The sequence below is a fragment of the Micromonospora sp. CA-248260 genome (assembly GCF_050942205.1).
Taxonomy (GTDB): domain Bacteria; phylum Actinomycetota; class Actinomycetes; order Mycobacteriales; family Micromonosporaceae; genus Micromonospora; species Micromonospora antibiotica.
In genome coordinates, this window is sequence record NZ_CP192021.1 from 178,473 (window position 1) to 197,242 (window position 18,770).

The 18,770-nt window shown below is 73.3% G+C and carries 19 protein-coding genes; 6 read left to right on the plus strand and 13 right to left on the minus strand.

The genetic code is table 11. The features are described 5' to 3' along the window. Positions 1-58 precede the first annotated feature (58 nt). The 4 genes from ACQP2H_RS00845 to ACQP2H_RS00860 all read right to left on the minus strand — a co-directional run bounded on the left by ACQP2H_RS00845 (position 59) and on the right by ACQP2H_RS00860 (position 4,832). Positions 59-1,249: a serine hydrolase domain-containing protein gene (locus tag ACQP2H_RS00845; protein ID WP_363817962.1), complete on the minus strand. Its 1,191-nt coding sequence runs from the start codon at positions 1,247-1,249 to the stop codon at positions 59-61. A gap of 198 nt (positions 1,250-1,447) precedes the next feature. Next, positions 1,448-3,013: an AMP-binding protein gene (locus ACQP2H_RS00850; RefSeq protein ID WP_357532819.1), complete on the minus strand. Its 1,566-nt coding sequence runs from the start codon at positions 3,011-3,013 to the stop codon at positions 1,448-1,450. A 149-nt stretch (positions 3,014-3,162) separates the two neighbouring features. Then, complete coding sequence (locus tag ACQP2H_RS00855; protein WP_219465563.1) at positions 3,163-4,377, minus strand: acyl-CoA dehydrogenase family protein; 1,215 nt, start codon at positions 4,375-4,377, stop codon at positions 3,163-3,165. Positions 4,378-4,379: 2 nt separating this feature from the next. Then, entirely contained in the window at positions 4,380-4,832 is a 453-nt protein-coding gene (locus ACQP2H_RS00860) for an SCP2 sterol-binding domain-containing protein (RefSeq protein ID WP_208565327.1), read from the minus strand. 77 nt (positions 4,833-4,909) lie between these two features. Here ACQP2H_RS00860 and ACQP2H_RS00865 point away from each other — a divergent pair, with 77 nt between their 5' ends. Beyond that, the gene (locus ACQP2H_RS00865; RefSeq protein ID WP_219465564.1) at positions 4,910-5,548 is read left to right on the plus strand and encodes a TetR/AcrR family transcriptional regulator; all 639 of its coding nucleotides are present in this window, start codon (positions 4,910-4,912) and stop codon (positions 5,546-5,548) included. A gap of 159 nt (positions 5,549-5,707) precedes the next feature. Here the strand turns inward: ACQP2H_RS00865 and ACQP2H_RS00870 are convergent, their stop codons facing one another. The 7 genes from ACQP2H_RS00870 to ACQP2H_RS00900 form a co-directional block, all read right to left on the minus strand. After that, complete coding sequence (locus tag ACQP2H_RS00870) at positions 5,708-6,325, minus strand: DedA family protein (RefSeq protein ID WP_219465565.1); 618 nt, start codon at positions 6,323-6,325, stop codon at positions 5,708-5,710. Between the two features lie 108 nt (positions 6,326-6,433). Then, complete coding sequence (locus ACQP2H_RS00875; RefSeq protein ID WP_363818276.1) at positions 6,434-7,735, minus strand: adenylosuccinate synthetase; 1,302 nt, start codon at positions 7,733-7,735, stop codon at positions 6,434-6,436. A gap of 80 nt (positions 7,736-7,815) precedes the next feature. Then, positions 7,816-8,781 carry a hypothetical protein gene (locus ACQP2H_RS00880; RefSeq protein ID WP_219465566.1) on the minus strand — a complete coding sequence of 322 codons (966 nt, stop codon included), beginning with the start codon at positions 8,779-8,781 and terminating at the stop codon, positions 7,816-7,818. A 10-nt stretch (positions 8,782-8,791) separates the two neighbouring features. Continuing rightward, positions 8,792-9,862, minus strand: a complete 1,071-nt coding sequence (locus ACQP2H_RS00885) for a serine/threonine protein kinase (protein ID WP_433230464.1) — start codon at positions 9,860-9,862, stop codon at positions 8,792-8,794. Further along, complete coding sequence (locus ACQP2H_RS00890) at positions 9,859-10,611, minus strand: NUDIX hydrolase (RefSeq protein ID WP_208565336.1); 753 nt, start codon at positions 10,609-10,611, stop codon at positions 9,859-9,861. The genes ACQP2H_RS00885 and ACQP2H_RS00890 overlap by 4 nt, the downstream gene beginning before the upstream one ends. Positions 10,612-10,693: 82 nt before the next feature. Then, positions 10,694-11,773, minus strand: a complete 1,080-nt coding sequence (locus tag ACQP2H_RS00895; RefSeq protein WP_357533333.1) for a MaoC/PaaZ C-terminal domain-containing protein — start codon at positions 11,771-11,773, stop codon at positions 10,694-10,696. Further along, positions 11,773-13,272, minus strand: a complete 1,500-nt coding sequence (locus tag ACQP2H_RS00900) for a 3-oxoacyl-ACP reductase (protein ID WP_433230468.1) — start codon at positions 13,270-13,272, stop codon at positions 11,773-11,775. The genes ACQP2H_RS00895 and ACQP2H_RS00900 overlap by 1 nt, the downstream gene beginning before the upstream one ends. A gap of 56 nt (positions 13,273-13,328) precedes the next feature. Here ACQP2H_RS00900 and ACQP2H_RS00905 point away from each other — a divergent pair, with 56 nt between their 5' ends. The 3 genes from ACQP2H_RS00905 to ACQP2H_RS00915 all read left to right on the plus strand — a co-directional run bounded on the left by ACQP2H_RS00905 (position 13,329) and on the right by ACQP2H_RS00915 (position 16,222). Further along, positions 13,329-14,621: an acetyl-CoA C-acetyltransferase gene (locus tag ACQP2H_RS00905; protein WP_433230471.1), complete on the plus strand. Its 1,293-nt coding sequence runs from the start codon at positions 13,329-13,331 to the stop codon at positions 14,619-14,621. Positions 14,622-14,909: 288 nt separating this feature from the next. Next, positions 14,910-15,857: a TNT domain-containing protein gene (locus ACQP2H_RS00910; protein ID WP_433230473.1), complete on the plus strand. Its 948-nt coding sequence runs from the start codon at positions 14,910-14,912 to the stop codon at positions 15,855-15,857. A gap of 113 nt (positions 15,858-15,970) precedes the next feature. Continuing rightward, positions 15,971-16,222: a hypothetical protein gene (locus ACQP2H_RS00915; RefSeq protein WP_433230476.1), complete on the plus strand. Its 252-nt coding sequence runs from the start codon at positions 15,971-15,973 to the stop codon at positions 16,220-16,222. A 126-nt stretch (positions 16,223-16,348) separates the two neighbouring features. Here ACQP2H_RS00915 and ACQP2H_RS00920 read toward each other — a convergent pair whose 3' ends face one another. Next, complete coding sequence (locus ACQP2H_RS00920; protein ID WP_433230479.1) at positions 16,349-16,813, minus strand: hypothetical protein; 465 nt, start codon at positions 16,811-16,813, stop codon at positions 16,349-16,351. Beyond that, a complete protein-coding gene (locus ACQP2H_RS00925) occupies positions 16,810-17,157 on the minus strand; it encodes a hypothetical protein (RefSeq protein WP_433230481.1) in 348 nt (115 codons plus the stop codon). Before ACQP2H_RS00925 ends, ACQP2H_RS00920 begins: the two co-directional genes overlap by 4 nt. A gap of 291 nt (positions 17,158-17,448) precedes the next feature. Here ACQP2H_RS00925 and ACQP2H_RS00930 point away from each other — a divergent pair, with 291 nt between their 5' ends. Together ACQP2H_RS00930 and ACQP2H_RS00935 are read left to right on the plus strand one after the other, a co-directional pair. Then, positions 17,449-17,961, plus strand: a complete 513-nt coding sequence (locus ACQP2H_RS00930) for a GntR family transcriptional regulator (RefSeq protein ID WP_433233404.1) — start codon at positions 17,449-17,451, stop codon at positions 17,959-17,961. A 19-nt stretch (positions 17,962-17,980) separates the two neighbouring features. Further along, positions 17,981-18,694 (plus strand): GntR family transcriptional regulator, encoded by a 714-nt coding sequence (locus ACQP2H_RS00935; protein WP_433230484.1) that lies wholly within the window; start codon positions 17,981-17,983, stop codon positions 18,692-18,694. The last annotated feature ends 76 nt before the right edge of the window (positions 18,695-18,770 follow it).

Here is an 18,770-nt window from a genome sequence, read left to right on the forward strand (position 1 = left end):
TTCACCGTCCCGGCGACGGACCCGTCGCTGGCCGGGTCGTGCCCCGTCGGGTCGGCGGTCAGAGCAGGGACAGGGCGGCGGCGATGACCCGTTGGGCGGTGGCGCTGAGTTCCTCGCCCTTGGCGTCGGTGCTGGTGATCGAGTATTCCACCCGGAAGCGGCCGTCCCGGGTGGAGGCGGTCCCGGCGAGGTAGCCGTACCGGGAGCCGGTCTTGATCCACAGGGTTTCGCCGTCGGGCAGCGGGAACGCGGTGAGCCCGGCGCTGTAGCGGGCCGGCCCACCGCTCACGTCCGGCACTCCGGGCAGGGTGAACATCGTGCTGAGCTGGGCGGCCGGCACCACCCGACCGGCGAAGAGCGCGGTGAGGAAGGTGTCCAGGTCGGTGAGACTGGAGATGATGTTGCCGGCGGCCGGGGTGAAGGTCTGGCTCCAGGTGGTGACGTCCACCAGTTCCGTCCGGCCGTCCCGGTCGACTGCCTGGTAGCCGTGGGCGTGCGGGCCCCGGAGGCGGGGGTCGTCGCCCGGTGCGTAGGTGTCGCGCAGGCCGAGCGGTCGGGCGATGCGCCGGTCCAGTTCCGTCGCGTACGGGTGGCCGGTGACCTTCTCGATGAGCAGCCCGGCGACGATGTAGCCCATGTTGGTGTAGTGCTGCCTCGTGCCGGGGTCGAACTCGCGGGGGTTGTCGAGGCCGAGCCGGACCAGCTGTTGCGGGGTCCACCTGTCGTACCGGTGGGCGAGTTGCCACTCGATGTCGTCCGGCACGCTGGGGCTGGGTAGGCCGCTGGTGTGGTCGAGCAGCTGCCGGACGTTGACCGTCGGGTAGTCGGCGGGGAGCAGCCCTGGCAGGAGCCGCTGCACCGACGCGTCGAGGTCGAGCCGGCGTTCGGCCACGAGTTGCAGCACCATGGCCGCGGTGAAGGTCTTGGTGACGCTGCCGACCCGGAACCGGGCGTGTGGCGGTACGGGTTGCTGGCTGCGCAGGTCCCGTACGCCGGTGGTGCCGGTCCAGCAGCCGTCCGGCGTGGTGATCCTGACCTGGGCGCTGGTGGCGTCGGCGTCGGGCAGTCCGGCTATCGCCTGCCGGACGGGGGTCGGGTCGAGGGTGCCGGGCCGGCAGCCTGGAGCTGCGCGCCGGTCACCGACGGTGGAGGTGGGAGCGGCGAAGGCGAGCGTCCCGGGTGCCGTGACGCCGAGCAGGGCGCCGAGCGTGGTGGCGACGAGGACCGTACGCCGATTCATGATCTTCATGGTGTCGAGCCTGCCGGTCACGGGGAGCGACGGCATCGGGGACAGCCCCCCACGGCACCCGGATCGTCGGCTCGGGGAGACCACCCCGGGGTCGACGGCCCACCGAGCGTCCACCGTGCCCGTGCCCGCGCCCGGAACCCGCCCGGCACCCAGGTCTACCCTGCCCGCAGACCGTCGCCCGACGAGGTCAGGGACAGGTCAGCCGTAGTAGCGGCGGAGTTCCCGGGTGAGCACCTTGCCGGTGGCGTTGCGCGGCAGGTACTTCACGAAGATCACATCCCGGGGTACGGAGAACCGGGCCAGGTAGTGCCGGACGTACTCGCGTACCGCCTCGGGGTCGAGGGTCTCGCCGGGGTGCAGGGCGAGGAACGCGGCGAGCCGTTGCCCGTACTCCGGATCGGGTACGCCGAGCACGGCGGCCTCGCGGACCTGCGGCAGCCGGGCGAGCAGGTCCTCCAACTCGGACGGGAACACGTTCTCCCCACCGGAGACGATCATGTCGTCGGCCCGGCCGTCGACGAAGACCAGCCCGTCGGCGTTGACCCGGCCGAGGTCGCCGGTGTCGAGCAGCCCGTCGTGGGTCTCCCGGCGGGCCCCCGAGGTGTAGCCCTCGAACAGCATCTCGTTGCCGACGAAGATCCGGCCGACCCGCCCGGCCGGCACCGGCTTCCCGTCGTCGCCGAGGATCTCCAGTCGGGTGCCGTGCGGGGGGCGACCGGCGGTGGTGGGGGCCTGGCGCAGCTCGGCGGGGCCGGCGATGGCGGCCCAGGAGACCTCCGTCGAGCCGTACAGGTTGTAGAGGACGTCGCCGTAGGTGTCCATGAACCGGGTGGTGAGGTTGCCGGGCAGCGCCGAGCCGCTGACCGCGACCACCTTCAGCGCCGGCCGGGGCTCCGGTGGCGGCACGTCGAGCAGGCGTTGCAGCATCACCGGTACGGCGAACAGCGCCTGGCACCGGTGGGTCACGAGCGCGTCCAGCGTGGCGGCCGGGTCGAACCGGCGGTGCAGCACGATGGTGGCGCGCAGCGCGAAGGCGACCTGGAGTGCCGCGTACCCCCAGGTGTGGAAGATCGGGGCGGCGATCAGCACGGTGTCGTGGGTGTGCAGCGGGATGCGGTCGATGATGGACACCAGCGGGCCGAAGCCGGTCGGGACGGGCCGGCGGGCACCCTTGGGTGTGCCGGTGGTGCCGGAGGTCAGCACGATGGTCCGGCCGTCGTGGGCGGGCGGGGTGAGCCGGTCGGCGGGGAGCGCGGCGGCGATCAGGGCGTCGAGGCCGGCTTCGTCGACCCGGTGCACCTCGGCGGGGACGCCGAGGACCCGCTCGGCGAACTCGGTGTCGTGCACCAGCAGCCGCAGCCGTTGCTCCTCGGCGACGGTGGCGAGTTGCGCGGCGGACAGTCCGCTGTTGACCAGCACCGCGTCGGCGCCGAGCAGGGTGGCCGCGACGATGCCCTCGATGAGCCCGTGGTGGTTGCGGCACAGCAACCCGACCCGGTCCCCGGCCTGTACGCCGAGCACGCTGCGCATCGACCGGGCCAGTCGTTCGGCCCGGTCGAGCAGTTCCCGGTAGGTGAGTTCGTGGCCGTGCTCGTCGACGACGGCGACCCGGCCCGGGTCGCGGGCGGCGGCCTGCCGTAGTTCGCCGGCCATGCCCCAGCCCCACTGGCGCAGCGCGGCGAGTTGCGAGGCGACCCGGACGGGGTGCCCGGGGGTGAGCAGTCCCCGCCTGGTCAGTGTGGCCACGATGAACGGCAGGTCCATCCGGCGACCTCCTTCGGGGTACGACGTGGGGCCGGCCGGGGCCCTCACCAGGGATTCCTTTCCGATCATGCGTCGTCGCCGGCCGACCGCCCAGTCGACGTCGCCCATGGTGGACGGGCGGTGACGGGGCGGTCGACCGGTGGCGACGGTCAGCGGATCTGGACGCCGGAGATGGCGCGGGAGATGACCAGCCGTTGGATCTCGGAGGTGCCCTCGAAGATGGTGTAGATCTTGGCGTCCCGGTACCAGCGTTCGACCGGGTGGTCGCGCAGGAAGCCCGCCCCGCCGAGGAGCTGCACGGCCCGGTCGGTCACCGAGACGGCCACCTCACCCGCCTTGAGTTTGGACATCGAGCCTTCGCCAGCGGTGAACGGCCGGTTGTTGCGGCCCATCCAGGAGGCCCGCCAGACCAGCAGTCGGGCGGCGTCGATCTCCATCTTCATGTCGGCCAGGGCGAACGCGACGGCCTGGTTGGCGATGATCGGCCGGCCGAACTGGACCCGGTCCTTGGCGTAGTCGAGGGCGTACTCGTAGGCGGCGCGGGCGACGCCGAGCGCCTGCGCGCCGACGGTCGGCCGGGACAGCTCGAAGGTGCGCATCGCGGCCTGGCCGCTGGCCCGCTGGCCGGACCGGGCCCGCGCCAGCCGTTCGTCCAGCGCGTCCTTCCCGCCGAGCAGGCAGCGCCCGGGCACCCGGACGTCGTCGAGGAAGACGTCGGCGGTGTGCGAGGCGCGCAGGCCCAGTTTCTTGAGCTTGCGGGTCGCGTGCAGCCCGGCCGTCCCCGGCGGTACGACGAACGCGGCCTGCCCACGGGAGCCCAGTTCGGGGTCGACGGAGGCGGTGACCACGTGCACCCCGGCGATCCCGCCGTTGGTGGCGTACGCCTTCTGCCCGGTCAGCACCCACTCGTCGGTGGCCTCGTCGTAGACGGCTCTGCTGCGCATGGCGGAGACGTCGGAGCCGGCCTCCGGTTCGGTGGTGCAGAACGCGGCGACGGCGGGGGCGTCGACGGTGCCGAAGCACTGCGGCACCCATTCGACCATCTGGTCGGGGGTGCCGGTGCCGTAGATGGCGGCGACGGCGAGCGAACTGCCGAAGAGGCTCAGCCCGATGCCGGCGTCGCCCCAGAAGAGTTCCTCACTGGCGATCGGCAGGGACAGCCCGGTGGGGTCGGCCCAGCAGGTGGCGAGGAACTCGAAGCCGTACAGGCCGATCTTCGCCGCCTCCTGGATGATCGGCCAGGGGGTCTCCTCCCGGGCGTCCCACTCGGCGGCGGCCGGGCGCACGACCTCGGCGGCGAAGCCGTGCACCCAGTCCCGCAGATCCCGCTGTTCCTCGTTCAGGTCGAGCGAGAACTCGGCCATCGTCAGGCCTTGGGGATGTCGAACAGGTTGGCGATGTTGGCGGCCAGGCCCAGGTCGCCCTTGGCCTTCAGCTTGCCGGTCATGAACATCATCACCGGGTTGGCCCCACCGGAGACGATCCTCAGGAACTCGACCGGGCCCATGGTGAGGGCGAGCTTGGGGTCGTGCTGCGGCGGCTCGTTGACGGTGCAGGTGCCGTCGGCGATGACGATCTCGTAGGTGTCGGTGCCACCGTCGGGCCGGCCGGTGATGTTCCAGTGGATGACGGCGCTGGTGGTGCCGGCGCGGTCGGCGCGGAAAATCTGCGGCATCCGACCGAAGACCTCGCTGAGCACCTTGCCGCGCAGGTCGCCGGACATCACCTCGGCGATCTTGTCGTCCGGGGTGGACTTGACCAGCTGGGCGAACTCCTTGGGGCCGAAGTTGGCGAAGTTGGCCGGGTCGAAGTCAGTCATGGGAGTGGCACCTCTCGGGGCGGACGATTTTGGTTACTCAAGCGTAACCTTACGCACGAGTAGGTATGCTCGCAAGAGTGTCCAGCACACCCAGCTTCAAGCGCCTCCCCCGGGCCGTACGCGAGCAGCAGATGCTCGACGCGGCCGTCAAGGTCTTCTCCCGACGCGGCTTCCACGCCGCCAGCATGGACGAGATCGCCGAGGACGCGGGCATCTCCAAGCCGATGGTCTACGCCTACCTCGGCACCAAGGAGGAGCTGTTCATCGCCTGCCTGCACCGGGAGACCGCCCGGATGATGCTGGCCATCGCGGGGGCCGCCGCCCCCGACCTCCCGCCCGACCAGCGGCTCTGGCGTGGGCTGCGGGCCTTCTTCGGCTTCGTCGGGGCGCACCGCGACGGCTGGGCGGTGCTCTACCGGCAGGCCCGGGGCTCCCAACCGTTCGCCACCGAACTGGCCGCGATGCGCGCCCGGCTGGTCGAGGTGGTCGCCGGGATGCTCGACCACGCGTTGCGCGCCCGGGGCCGGGAGGTCGCCGCGACCGAGCTGGAGGTCGTCGCGTACGCCCTGGTCGGCGCGAGCGAGTCGCTTGCCGACTGGCTGGCCGACCACCCCGAGGCCGAGCCGGAGAAGACCGCCACCCAGATGATGAACGTCGCCTGGCTCGGTGCGGCCCAACTCCTCGACGGCGTCACCTGGCGGCCCCCGACGGACTGACCGCCCCACCCGCCCCACCCGCCGACCCCGGACGCCCGGACCTCGGGACCGATCACACCACCCGCCGGCCCCGGACGCCCGGACGCCCGGACCGACCGCGTCACCCGCCGGCCCCGGGCCGGTGCGTGGCTCGTTCCCGGCCCCACCTGGCCGGACTGGTCAGTGGTGGCCGGCGGCGCGGCGGCGGGCCCGCAGACGCCACCAGCGGGCCAGCTCCAACAACCCGGTCACGGCCAGCGAGAGGCCGACACCGACGAGCAGCCCCCGGACCGGATCGCGTTCGAAGGCCAGCCCGCCGAAATAGCCGAGCAGCCCGCAGTACAGGCTCCAGATGACGGCGGCGACGGCGTCGAAGACCAGGAACCGGGGGAGCGGATACCGGACGGCACCCATGGTCAGGGTGACGGCGGTCCGGCCGCCGGGGACGAAGCGGGAGGTGGTGAGGATCGAGCCACCCCGCCGGTCCACCGCCCGCCGGGCCCAGTCCGAGCCGCTCCGGCGGCGGCTGCCGTCGGGCAGCCGGGCCAGCCGGTGTGCGCCGCCGCCCCGACCGATGCCGTACGAGACGTGGTCGCCGCTGAGCGCGCCGAGGGCCGCCACCGCGATCACGGCGGTGAGGTTCGGCTCGCCGCTGGCCGCGAACACCCCGGCGGTGATCAGGACGGTCTCGCCGGGCACCGCCGGGAAGAAGGCGTCGACCGCGGTCACCACGAAGATCACCAGGTACACCCAGGGTGAGGTGACGGTGTGGTGGAGCAGGTCGAGCACCGACTGCATGCCCTCATGCTCGACGCTGCGCCGCCGGCCCGGGGCCGAGTCGCCGGATCAGGGCCGCGGGGCCGGGGCGGAGTCGCCGGGTCAGGGCCGCCGGGCCGGGGCGGTGGATCAGGTCTTCTGCGGGACCTGGTCGCTGGTCGGGGCCGGGAGCGGCTCGCCGGACGGCGGGGTGTGCTCCCGCTTGTCGGCGGCGGTGGGACCGTGCGAGGTGAGCACCACCGGGGCGGCCAGCGCCCCGGCCACCGCCGCCGGCCAGTCGGTGGGCGTGGGGTCGTACACCGGGCGGGTCCGCAGCAGGCGGGCGGTGAGGGCCGCCTGCCGGTCCAGGTCGCCGGGCGGGCCGGGGTGCAGCCGGTCGACGTCCTCGTAGCGGCGGCAGAGCCGCAGCGCGGGACGGGCGGAATCGGTGCGGGCCGGGTCGGGGTGGGTCAGGTCGAGGTGGGTGAGGGCGAGGCCGTCCACCCCACCGGCCACGTCCAGGGCGTACCGGTGGGCGACGGCGTCGAAGTGGCCGAAGCGGAACCGGCCCTGCCACGGGTTGGTCGGGTTGTGCGGATCGGTCAACGGCAGGGTCCGGTCCTCGGTGACCAGCGGACCGGGCCCGTGCCGGGTGGTGACCGTCCGCACCACCCCCAGCCGGTACGCCGACCCGGCCGCCCCCGCCTCGGCGAGCAGCGCCTCGGCGTTGGCGAAGGTGGTGGTGCTCCACGTGGTGTACGGGTGGAAGCCGTGCCACTCGTCCAGCAGCACCCCCTGTGCCCCCTCGAAGACGCAGGTCCCCGCCCGCAGCACCCCGGCCAGGTACGACCGGTCGACGATCGCCACCCGGTCGGCGAAGCCGGTGAACGCGGGCAGGCAGTCCGCCACCGGTGGGGCGTCCAGCGGGCCGAGTTCGGCGGTCAGCCGGTCCCGCAGCACGGTGAGCCGGCGGCGCAGCAGTTCCGGGTCCCGGCAGTCGGCCACCCGGGGCGCCTCGTCGGGGTGGGCGAGCCCGTACCGGACGGACTCGCCCACCCCCAGCCCGCAGGAGCCGTGCCGGGCGGCCCCCCGGGCGATCTCCCGGAGCCGGTTGGCGGCCCGGTGGTACGGCGTGGCCAGCAACGCCTCCCCGTCGACGGTGAGCCGGTCGAGGGCGTCGGGTACCCCGACCGAGGCGAGGTGGTCGGCCTCGGCGGCCAGCGCCAGCGGGTCCACCACCTGCTGCCGGGCCAGGTGGGTGCGAACCCCCGGGTGGAACGTCCCCGCCCCGAACTGGGCGAACGTGTGGTGCCGGCCGTCGGGCAGCACCACGTTGTGGGCGGCCTGCGCACCCCCGTTGAACCGCACCACGGTGTGCACGTGGCGGGTCGCGCAGAGCCAGTCCACGACGGTGCCCTTGCCGGCGTCGCCGTAACCGAGATCGACCACGATCACGTGCCGGCCCGGTCCGGTCCCGTCCGGTCCCGTCGGGCCCGGACCGGGCCGCCGGGTCGCGGGGGCGGGGACGTCGGTCACAGCCGGGTCACCCCACCGGCGTGGCGCGACCCGGTCGGGGCCGGCAGCGTGGAGACCTCGGTACGCCGGCCGCCGGCCAGCGGGGCCAGCGCCTTCGACACCGTGCCGCCCGCGGTGGAGCCGGCCCGGTCGAGGTCCCGCAGCCCCTCGTCGAGGTCGATGGCCTGCTCGCCGAGGCCGACGGTGAGCGCGATGGTCTCGCAGACCGCGTCCAGGTCGTCGAGGACGACGGCGCGCTGCCCGAGCAGGTCCCGCCAGAAGTCGAGCACCTTGGCGTTGCCGGCGTAGTGGCTGCCGGCGGGGAGCAGGTAGTAGGTGTCCCAGCGGCGGGTCACCTCGTCGAGGATCTGCCGCAGCGGCACGTCCTCGCCGAGGTCGTCGCCGATCAGCCGGCGCACCTCCCGCCGGCTCACCCGGGGGTACGCCAGCTCGTCGCCGATGATGAACAGGTAGCCGCGCCGCCCGCGCTTCTCCCAACTGTCGGTGACCGTGTGCCGGGCCATGAAGTACATCGCCAGCTCGTACGACTCGGTCATCTGACCGCCGCCGCCGCCTTCCAGCACGATCCGGCCGAGGTCGGCGTCCATCCGGTTGTCCGACTCGAACTGCCCCACCTGCAACGGCACCCGGTCGCAGGTGGCGTCGCCGATCGCGCCGAACATCACCTGCGGGTCGCGGGCGTAGCCCTGGCGCAGCAGCAGCCCGAGCAGCTGCGGCAGCTTGGCCTGGAGGGTACGGGGCACGTGCCCCATCGAGCCGGTCACGTCGAACAGCACCGCGATGGGTGTCGACTGCGGGTGCTCGGCGTTGTCGCGGCTCTCCCGCAGGGCGTCGCGCGGGTCGAGCGCCGGGTGCACGGTGCGGGCCCCGCTGTCGCTGTAGGAGAACGCGCTGGTGCCCTTCTTCTTCCGGTAGCGGTCGGCGGCGTCGTACACGTCGGTGGACCAGATTCCGCTGCCCATGGCAGCCTCCCTAGGGGTTGAGGGTGAACGGTCGGAAGGTGCGCGGCCCGTAGAGCCGGTCGAGCACCTCGTCGAGTTCGCCCAGCAGTCGCCAGGCGTCGTCGGGTCGGGCGGCCAGCGCCGGGCGGCGGCAGCCGTCGGCGAAGGCGCGTAGTTCACGGGGGGCACGGTCGCCCATCAGCCAGCTCATGCACGCCGCGGCCATCGCCAGGTCGGTGCCGGGGCCGGCGGGCCGCCGCGCGGTGACCTCCGGCGGGTACCAGTCCTCGTGCCCGGGGACCAGCGCCGGGACGGTGCCGCCGTCGACGGCGGAGAAGCACCAGTCGACGAGCACCACGCCGTGCGCGTCCGGCTCGATCAGCACGTGCCGGGGGAGCACCGCGCCGTGCACCACGCCGGCCCGGTGGGCCAGGCCGAGGGCGACCAGCAGCCGCCGCCACATCCAGGCCGCGTCCCGGGCGTCCAACCCGTCGGGGTACGCCCGGCGTACCGCGTCGAGGTCGTGCAGCCCGGGTACGGCGGCGAGCACGGTGATCCGGCGTTCGGCCCCGCTGGCGGCGTCCCGGTGCCGGAAGGTGTCGACCAGCCGGGGCACGTACGGCAGGTGGCGCGGGTCGCCGCGTTCCTCGATCTGCCGCAGGGCGTGCGCCTCGCGGGCCAGCAGGTCGTTGTCGGCCGGGTCGCGGGGCAGCTTGAGCAGGCGGTCGGCCCCCACGTCGTAGAGGTCGGCGAGGTCACCGACGTGGGCGAGCGCCCCGAGCCGGTATCCCCCCAGCACGACGGTGGCCGGGTCGGTGGCGGCGCGGCCGTCCGGTGCCTGTCGGCCGGCGGTGGCCGTCGGGTCGCCGGGGGTGCCGGTCGGGTCGCCGGGTGCCGGGGTCCGGGTGGCCTGCCAGCGGGTGGTGACCTCGATGAACGCGTCGGTGGCGGCGGCGCGTACCTGATGGTCGAGCGCGCCCAGCCGGTCGGGGTGCAGGGCCGCGACCAGCTCGCGGTAGCGCTGCGCCGGGGTGTCGACGCCGAACAGGTCGGCGTCGGTGCGGGCCGCCGCGACCAGCCCGATCGCCTCGTCGGTCCTCACCGGACGGTCTCCTCCCGGGCGGGGCGCAGCAGCGCCGGGTGCAGCAGCCGGGCGTCGCCGGCCCGGTAGAGCCGGGCCCGGGGACCGCCCCGGGCGCCGCCGCGTTCGGTGTTGCCGCCGGTGCTCTCGACGAAGCCGGGGACGGAGAGCACCTTGCGGTGGAAGTTGCCGGCGTGCAGCGGGTGCCCCCAGACCGTCTCGTAGACGCCGCGCAGCTCGGCGATGGTGAACTCGGGGCCGAGGAAGCGGGTGGCCAGCGGGGTGTATTCGAGCTTGGAGCGGGCCCGTTCCAGCCCGTCGTCGACGATCCGGGCGTGGTCGAAGGCGAGCTGCCGGCTGGGCAGGGCGGTGACCGGCAGCCACCCGGCCTCGTCGGCGTCGCTGTCGGCGACCGGGTCGGGCAGGTCGGGGGCGAAGGCGAGGTGGGCGACGGAGACGATCCGCATCCGGGGGTCCCGGTCGGGGGCGCCGTAGCTGGCGAGTTGTTCCAGGTGGACCCGGCGCAGCCGGTCGCCACCGAGGCCGGTCTCTTCGGCGAGTTCGCGGCGGGCCCCGGTGGTGAGGTCCTCGTCGGGCTGGACGAAGCCGCCGGGCAGCGCCCAGTGCCCCTGGTAGGGGGGTTGGCCACGCCGGATCAGCAGCAGGTGCAGCGCGCCCTCGCGGATGGTCAGCGCCACCACGTCCACGGTGATCGCGGTCGAGGGGTAGGCGCTGGGGTCGTATCCGGCGAGGAAGTCCTGCTCGTTCACGGCGTCCCTCTCAGGTTGAGAATTACTCGATCTGAGAACAACTTAGCTCACGAAACGGCGGTGGGCAACCGCCGTGCGTCGTTCAGCGGACGGTGCCCACCAGGTGGGGGCGTCCGGTCCGGGTGTCGTGCAGGGCGAAGTCCCAGCCCGGGGCGGCGCTGAACGCCACCGTCGACGGCAGCGGCACCGGCAGCTTGAACCCCACCTCCACGGTGTACGCCTCCGGTAGCCGGCTCTCCAGGGCCGCCAGGCAGCGCGCCTTGCTCCACATGCCGTGCGCGATCGGCCGGGCGAACCCGAACAGCCGGGCCCCCAACCGGGAGGTGTGGATCGGGTTGTGGTCCCCGGAGATCCGGGCGTACTCCGTACCGACGCGGGGGGTGAGCCGCCAGTGCGCGGTGGCGGCCGGCGGCGCGGGGCGCCCACCCGGGTCGCGCCCGGCACCCCCGCCGGCCCCGCGCTCCCGACCGAGGTACGTCGACACCCCGCGCCACACCTCCTCGCCACCGACCGAGCCGACCAGGACGACGTCGACCTGCCGCCCCCGGGCATGCGGCCGGAGATTCTCGGCGTACGCGACGAAGTCCCACGGTTCGTCGGCCCGGACCGGGCGGTGCACGGTGATCCGGTTGCCCACGTGCACCACCCCGGCCAGCGGGAACGGGAACTCCGGCAGGGTCATCAACCGCAACGCCAGCGGGAACCCCAGCACGTGCGGGTAGGTCGCCGGCAGCGTGTCGGCCAGCCGGAAACCGCAGACCCGGTCGTACCCGGCGAGGTGGGCCCGGTCGACGGTGACCCCGGCGACGGCCAACTCGACCGGGGGCGCGGCGTCCGGCCGGCGGGACCTGCCGATGCCGGGCAGCGCGTCGCGCAACGCCCGCCGGTAGAGCACGCCCGGCCTGGGCAGACCGGGCAACTCCACCCGGGCCCGCCCGGCCCGCGCCGCCAGGTCCCCGTCGGCGTGCCCCGTGGTCGGACCCCCGGTGGCGTACGCCGACAGGTCGTGGGTCTCGTCGACGCTGCGGTCGGGTCCCGGGCCGGCGGTGCGGGCGGCGGCCAGCGCGGCCGGTGAGATGACCTCCGTCGGCCCCTCGATCAGGTCGCCGACCGACAGTTCGCCGTCGCCGGACTCCTCGGGTCGGTTGCTGCGCCGCGCCATCACGCCCCCAGCAGACTCTGGCCGCAGACCCGGACCACGTTGCCGCTGACCGCGCCCGAGGCCGGCCAGGCCAGCCAGCCGATCGTCTCGGCGACGTCCACCGGCAGGCCGCCCTGGGCCAGGCTGTTCATCCGGCGACCCGCCTCCCGGACCACCAGCGGAATACGGGCGGTCAGCCGGGTCTCGATGAAGCCGGGGGCGACCGCGTTGACGCTGATCCCCCGTCCGGCCAGTACCGGGGCGAGCGAGTCGACCAGGCCGATCACCCCGGCCTTGCTGGTCGCGTAGTTGGTCTGGCCCCGGTTGCCGGCGATCCCGGCGATCGACGAGACGGCGACCAGCCGGCCGCCCTCGGGGATCAACTCCCGTTCCAACAGCACGTCGTTGATCCGTTCCTGACTGGAGAGGTTGACGTCGAGCACCGCGTCCCACCGGTCGGCGTCCATCCGACCCAGCGTCTTGTCGCGGGTGATGCCGGCATTGTGCACCACCACGTCGACCCGTCCGTGCCGCTCGGCCAGGTGGTCGGCGAGCCGGGTGGGGGCGTCCGCCGTGGTGAGATCGAGCTGTACGGCGGTGCCGCCGATCTCGTTGACGACCGCCGCGAGGGCGTCCCCGGCCGCCGGGACGTCCAGCGCGACGACCTGCGCGCCGTCGCGGGCGAGCACCCGGGCGACCGCCGCGCCGATGCCCCTGGCCGCGCCGGTGACCAGCACCACCTGCCCGGCCAGCGGCCGGTTCCAGTCCGCCGGTACGACGGCCGGCCCGGTGCCGACCCGCACCACCTGCCCCGAGACGTACGCGGAGCGGCCGGAGAGCAGGAACCGCAGGGTCGCCTCCAGGCTGGTCGCGGTGCCTGCGTCACCGGTCGCGGTGACGTGGACCAGTTGCGCGGTGACGCCCCGACCGAACTCCTTGCCGATGCTGCGGGTCAGCCCCTCCAGGGCCCGCTGGGCGGTGGCCTCCCGGGGCGAGCCGCACTCGGCCGGCGGGGTGCCCAGCACGATCACCCGACCGCTGGGCAGCACCGCACGGGCCTGCGGGTGGAAGAAGTCGTAGAGCTGGCGAAGGCCGGTGGAGTCGGTGATGCCGGTGGCGTCGTAGACCAGGGCCCCGAACCGGGCGGACGTCCCGCCCCCGGCCGGTGCGCCGCCGTTCCCCGCCCGCTCGTCCCGGCCGGCCGCTTCGGTGGGTCCGTCGGCTGCGGCGGCGGCGTCGTGCCCGGCGGTCGGCCCGTCGGCTGCGGCGGAGTCGTCGTGCCCGGCGGTGGGTGGCGTGGTGCCGGTGCCGGTGCGCACGTCGACCCCGGCGGCGGTGAGGATGGCGGCGACCGGGTCGGCGAGTCGGCCGCCGGTGGCCGCGCCGAGCAGGACCGGGCCGGGCAGCAGTGGGTCGCCGGGGCTGTGCCGGCGCAGTCGCGGTGGATCGGGCAGCCCGAGGCGCTTGACCAGCGCGCGGCCGGCCCCCGATTGGACGAAGCTCGCGTACCTGTCGGTCATGGGCGTAGCCTACTGGCCAGTAGGTTGTGGGCAAGTCCTGAAACGGAGGCGGGATCGTGCAGAGCATCCGGCGGGTCGCGGTCATCGGCGGCAACCGCATCCCCTTCGCCCGGTCCAACTCCCGGTACGCCAGCGCGTCCAACGCGGACCTGCTCGGCGCGGCGCTGGACGGGCTGATCGCCCGGTTCGGACTGGCCGGGCAACGGGTCGGTGAGGTGGTCGCCGGGGCGGTCCTCAAGCACTCGAAGGACTTCAACCTGACCCGCGAGGTGGTACTCGGCTCGAAACTCGACCCGCACACCCCCGCGTACGACATCCAGCAGGCATGCGGCACCGGCCTGGAGGCGGCCATCCTGGTCGCCAACAAGATCGCCCTCGGGCAGCTCGACGTGGGCATCGCCGGTGGCGTCGACACCACCTCCGACGCGCCGCTGGCGATCAACGAGGACATGCGCCGCACCCTGCTGAAACTCAACAGCGCCCGGACCCTCGGCGAGCGGTTGAGGATCGCCGCGAAGCTCCGCCCGCACCAGCCGTTCAAACCGGAGCTGCCGCGCAACGCCGAGCCCCGCACCGGGCTGTCGATGGGCGAGCACGCCGCCCGGACGGCGCTGCGCTGGCAGATCGACCGGCAGGCCCAGGACGAGTTGGCGCTGCGCTCGCACCAGCGCCTCGCCGCCGCGTACGACAGGGGGTTCTTCGACGACCTGATGACGCCCTACCTGGGGCTGACCCGGGACCAGAACCTCCGCCCCGACACCAGCCTGGACAAGCTCGGCGCCCTCCGGCCGGTCTTCGGCACCCGGGGCCCGGACGCCGAACAGGCCACCATGACCGCCGGCAACTCGTCCCCGCTGACCGACGGGGCGTCCACCGTGCTGCTCGCCTCCGAGCAGTGGGCGCGTGAGCACCAACTGCCTGTGCTGGCCTGGTTCTCCTGGTCGGAGACGGCGGCGGTGGACTTCGTGCACGGCGACGAGGGGCTGCTGATGGCCCCCGCGTACGCGGTGCCCCGGATGCTGGACCGGGCCGGGCTGACCCTCCAGGACTTCGACTTCTACGAGATCCACGAGGCGTTCGCGTCGCAGGTGCTGGCCACCCTGGCGGCCTGGGAGTCGCCGGAGTTCGGCAAGGACCGGCTGGGGCGGGACACCCCGCTGGGCGCGATCGACCGGGACCGGCTCAACGTCACCGGCTCGTCGCTGGCCGCCGGGCACCCGTTCGCCGCCACCGGTGGCCGGATCGTGGCGACGCTGGCGAAGTTGCTCGCCGAGAAGGGCGGCGGCCGGGGGTTGATCTCGATCTGCGCGGCCGGCGGGCAGGGCGTCACCGCCATCCTGGAGCGCTGACACCGCACCGGCCCCGAGTCCGGGCCGCACCGTCCCGGGCCGCACAGCACCGTCCCGGGCCGCACCGCACCGCACCGGGCCGCACCGCACCGGGCCGCACCGCACCGGGCCGCACCGCACCGGGCCGCACCGCACCGGGCCGCACCGCACCGGGCCGCACCGTCCCGGGCCGGGCCGACGGATGCGACAACGGCCCCCTTTGGGGGACGAACCTTCCAAAGGCTCACGTTCATGTGCTGACCTCCGCACGATGAGGGCGCTCGTTCGTCCCTTATCAGGAGGTTTGTGGTGAAAAGCAGACGCTGGCTCGTCGCCGTACTCTCCGCCGCGGCCCTGGCCGTCTTCCCCGGGGTCGCGCCCGCGGCCGGTACGCCGACCACCACGGCCGAGGCCGCCGCGCTCTCCGACGACGGCACCCGGGGGCCGGACGGCAGCCGCCCCGGCCGCACCCAGCCCAACGCCCGAAACATCCGGTCCGACCAGCCATCCGCTCTGCCCGGTGCTGCGCAGCCCGGTCGATCCGGTGGTCAGCAGCCCCCGCCGGACGAGAGTCACTGCCGCCCCGGCCTACCGCCGGATGCGCCGCAGACCACCCGGTTCTACGACGACAACCGACTGCTCGGGCCGACCACGTTGCCGAGCCCGTCCCCGGTCGGCCCGCTGCTCGCCGGCTACCAGCGGTTCGGCGCACAGGGCGAGTCCCGGTGGGTCCAGAACTACACAGTGAACGGAGCCGGCACCACGCTGGTCTTCCCGCCGGAGAGCGGCTTCTTCCTCGGCCCGGACGGCACACCGGTGAAGCAGCGGCAGACCATGCTGCCGGGATACCGCCTGGACCGCTTCGGCTTCACCGGCGGCGCCTTCCTGGCCCCGCTCGGTACCCCGTTCGGCTCCCGCTCCCTCGCCCCGCAGAGCCTGAACACCCCACCGACGCCACCGGCCACCACGCCTGCCGCTCCGCTGGCGAACTACCACACCTACTGCGTGCTCACGCCGTTCGACGTCGACTCCGGTCCGATCGCGCCCTGGTTCGCGCAGCCCGGCATGGGCACCCAGTTCCAGCTCAACCCGGCGTACGTGCCGCAGGCCGGCAACCTGCTGAACGTGCAGTGGCTGCTGGACCACCACGTCATCGTCGAGGAGTATCTGGGTGGGAGCACCCCGCCCTGCCCGACCGACGCCGTGCCGCGTCAGGGTGGGGCGGGCGGCGGGCTGCGTACCGCGCCGGTCTGCTGATCCGCTGCCGCCCCGACCCGGCCGGCTCCTGTCGTGTCCGGCCCGGCCCGGCCGTCCGGGCGGCGGCCGGGCCGGTCGCTGGCCCGGCCCGTTCCCGCATCCAGGAGGTCACCGTGGATCGGCACGAGCTGCGTAACGCCCTCTTCGCGACCGGGGTCTCCCCGGACGCCTTCGAGTTGGAGAGGGTGCACGAGCACGTTCCCCTGCCACCCGACTTCTGGTTCCTCCGCCGGTCCGCCGACGGGCGGTGGGAGATCGGGGCGTACGAACGCGGGGTGTACGACGTCCGCCTTGCGTACGACACCGAGCCGGAGGCGTGCGCGGGGCTGTGGCGGGCACTGACCGGTCGCCCCACCCCACCCTGACGTGCCGCCCGGCCCCGGCCTGGCCGGGTTGATCCACTCATCGGGGGCGGAACAGCGGTGTCCCGGCCCGCGCGATACCGCTGTTCCGCCTCCCGGGAGTCGATCAGTCCGCCCCTCTGGGATCGATCAGGTCGGTCTCAGCCAGCCGAGGAAGCGCGCGTGCAGGTCGCTGGCCGGCTGACGGGGTAGGTCCGACAGCGCGTCGGCCAGTTGCAGGCCGAGGTAGATGCCGAGGGTGGTGCGATCGTCCGCGTACTCGCTGAGTAGTCGGTCGCGTCGGTCCCGGCAGGGCCAGGGCTCGCCGCACCCGGCGCACTGCCAGCTGGGACGGGCCGGCACGTGAGCGACCAGGGCAGCCGCCGGCTGGACCCGGATCGCCTCCAGCCGGGCGAGCACTCGCCGCTGCCGTGACCCGGACGGATGGCCCAGTTCGACGCCGCGCAGACGGATCCAAAGCCCGTCGCTGTGTCGTTCGCGGCGGCCCACCTCCACGATCCTTAGGGTCAGGGTGCCGAGCCCGTAGCAGTAGTGCTGCTCGGCCACCTTCACCACGTCGCCGATCCCGAACGGAACTGTCGGTCGGGCGGTCATGACGTCACCGAGGCGTGCGACCCGGTGGTGGGCGCGCATATTTCGACCGTCCAGACGAACGTCAGCAGTGGTGCCGGCCGAGGCGTGCGTCGTCGCTGGGGCCCGAACCAGCCTCGCCAGCCGATCCGCCGACGCGGCTGATCGGGTGGCAGTACCGGTCGACCCAGGTCGATCAGGCGGTTCGCCGCCGCGTTCGCCGACTGGCACGGCCCCGGCACGAGGCAGACCACGCAGAGGTGGGTTTCCGGATCGGGTACGTGGCTGTCGAGGACCCTGCGTGCCGCATCCGCCGCCGCCTCGTCGCGGTGCCACACCTGGCTGTTCCTCGACCGATAGACGCCCATCTTCCACTCCTTTCGTGCGAGGGTCCGCGTACGGCCGTTCCGCCGGTTGCGAACCGCCATCGGGTCGGGCCACCGCGAGATCCGTCGTGGTGCGTCCCCTCGACTCGCGCCGGGACGAAACTGGAAGGTCACCGGATCGATCACCCACCCCGGCGGCGTCCCGGGCAACCTTACTGCCTATCCGATAAGGCATCAAGGATGGACGGGTGGGCGGTTTCTGCTGAACTACCCTTGGCCAGTGCCGGCGCAGAGGAGTCGAAGGTGAGTCACCCCGAGTGGATCAGTGTCTCTATGCCCTACGTGACGCCCCGATCGCGAGCGGGCGGGGACGCATGGGCGGCCGAGGCGGCGCAGCAGGGTGGGCTCGGCACCCAGAACCTGTTGGAGGTGGCGGAGGTGTCGCCGACGGCTGAGGTGGCGGAGGCGCTCCTGGTGGATGCCGAGACGCCGGTCATCGTTCGACGGCGGCTCATGATGTTCGACGGGCAACCGGTCGAGTTGACCGACTCGTACTACCCCGCCTCGATCGCTCGTGGCACCGCACTGAGCGAGCACCGGAAGATTCGAGGAGGGGCGGTCGGTCTGCTCGCCGAATTAGGCTATCGTCCCGGGCGGGTCACAGAGGACGTCTACACCCGGCAGCCCACCGAGCATCAGCGGAGCGCGCTCGGGTTGACGGCCGGAGAGTGGGTGCTCGGGCTGACCCGGGTACTCAGCACCGCCGAGGGCGTGCCGGTCGAGCTGAGCGTCATGACGATGGTGCCGCAAGGCCGCCGCCTACGGTACGAATTGATCGTCGAATAGCGGATCGAGGGAGCGGCGCATGGCCAGCGAAGGCGACGGCCGGCCTCGGCACGAGCAGATCGCGGCCGACCTCCGGGCCCGCATCATGTCCGGCGATCTGCCTGCCGGCGCTCAACTGCCGTCGATCCCCACCCTGACGACGCGGTATGCCGCTGCCACGGCAACTGTCCAACGGGCGCTTGCCACATTGAAGGCGGAGGGAGCGGTGCGCAGCGAGATGGGCAGAGGCGTCTACGTACGTGACCGCCAGCCTCTTGTCATGGAGGCTTCGGCATACCTCGCGCCGCAGCCGAGCGGGATCAGCTACCGCCTGCTCGCCGTAGCGGAGGTGGAGCCCTCCCCGGAGGTGGCGCGGCTACTGGCGCTGGGCAGCGACGACCAGGCGGTGCTCCGGCAGCGGTTGATGCTGCACGGCGGAGAACCGACGGAGTTGTGCTGGTCGTACTACCCGGCCTCGATCGCGCGGGGCACCGAACTCGCCGAACGCCGCAAGATCAGCGGTGGGGCCGCCCGGGTCCTGGCGGACCTCGGCCATCCGGAGCACGAGGTGGTCGATCACGTGTCGGCCCGCATGCCGACCTCCGAGGAAGTGGAGAGGTTGGCGCTGCCGCCGTACGTACCTGTGTTGCGCCAACTGCGGGTGGTCCGTACCGCGACGGAGCAGCCCGTCGAGGTGTCGGTGCTGATCAAGGGCAGTCATCTGCACGAGCTTCGTTACGGTTTCCGTATCTGACAGTCGTCGAATTCACCGGGCCAGGCGCAGTTGGTGCGCCCACGCCACCAATCGAATCCTGACCGCCCGCTGTGAC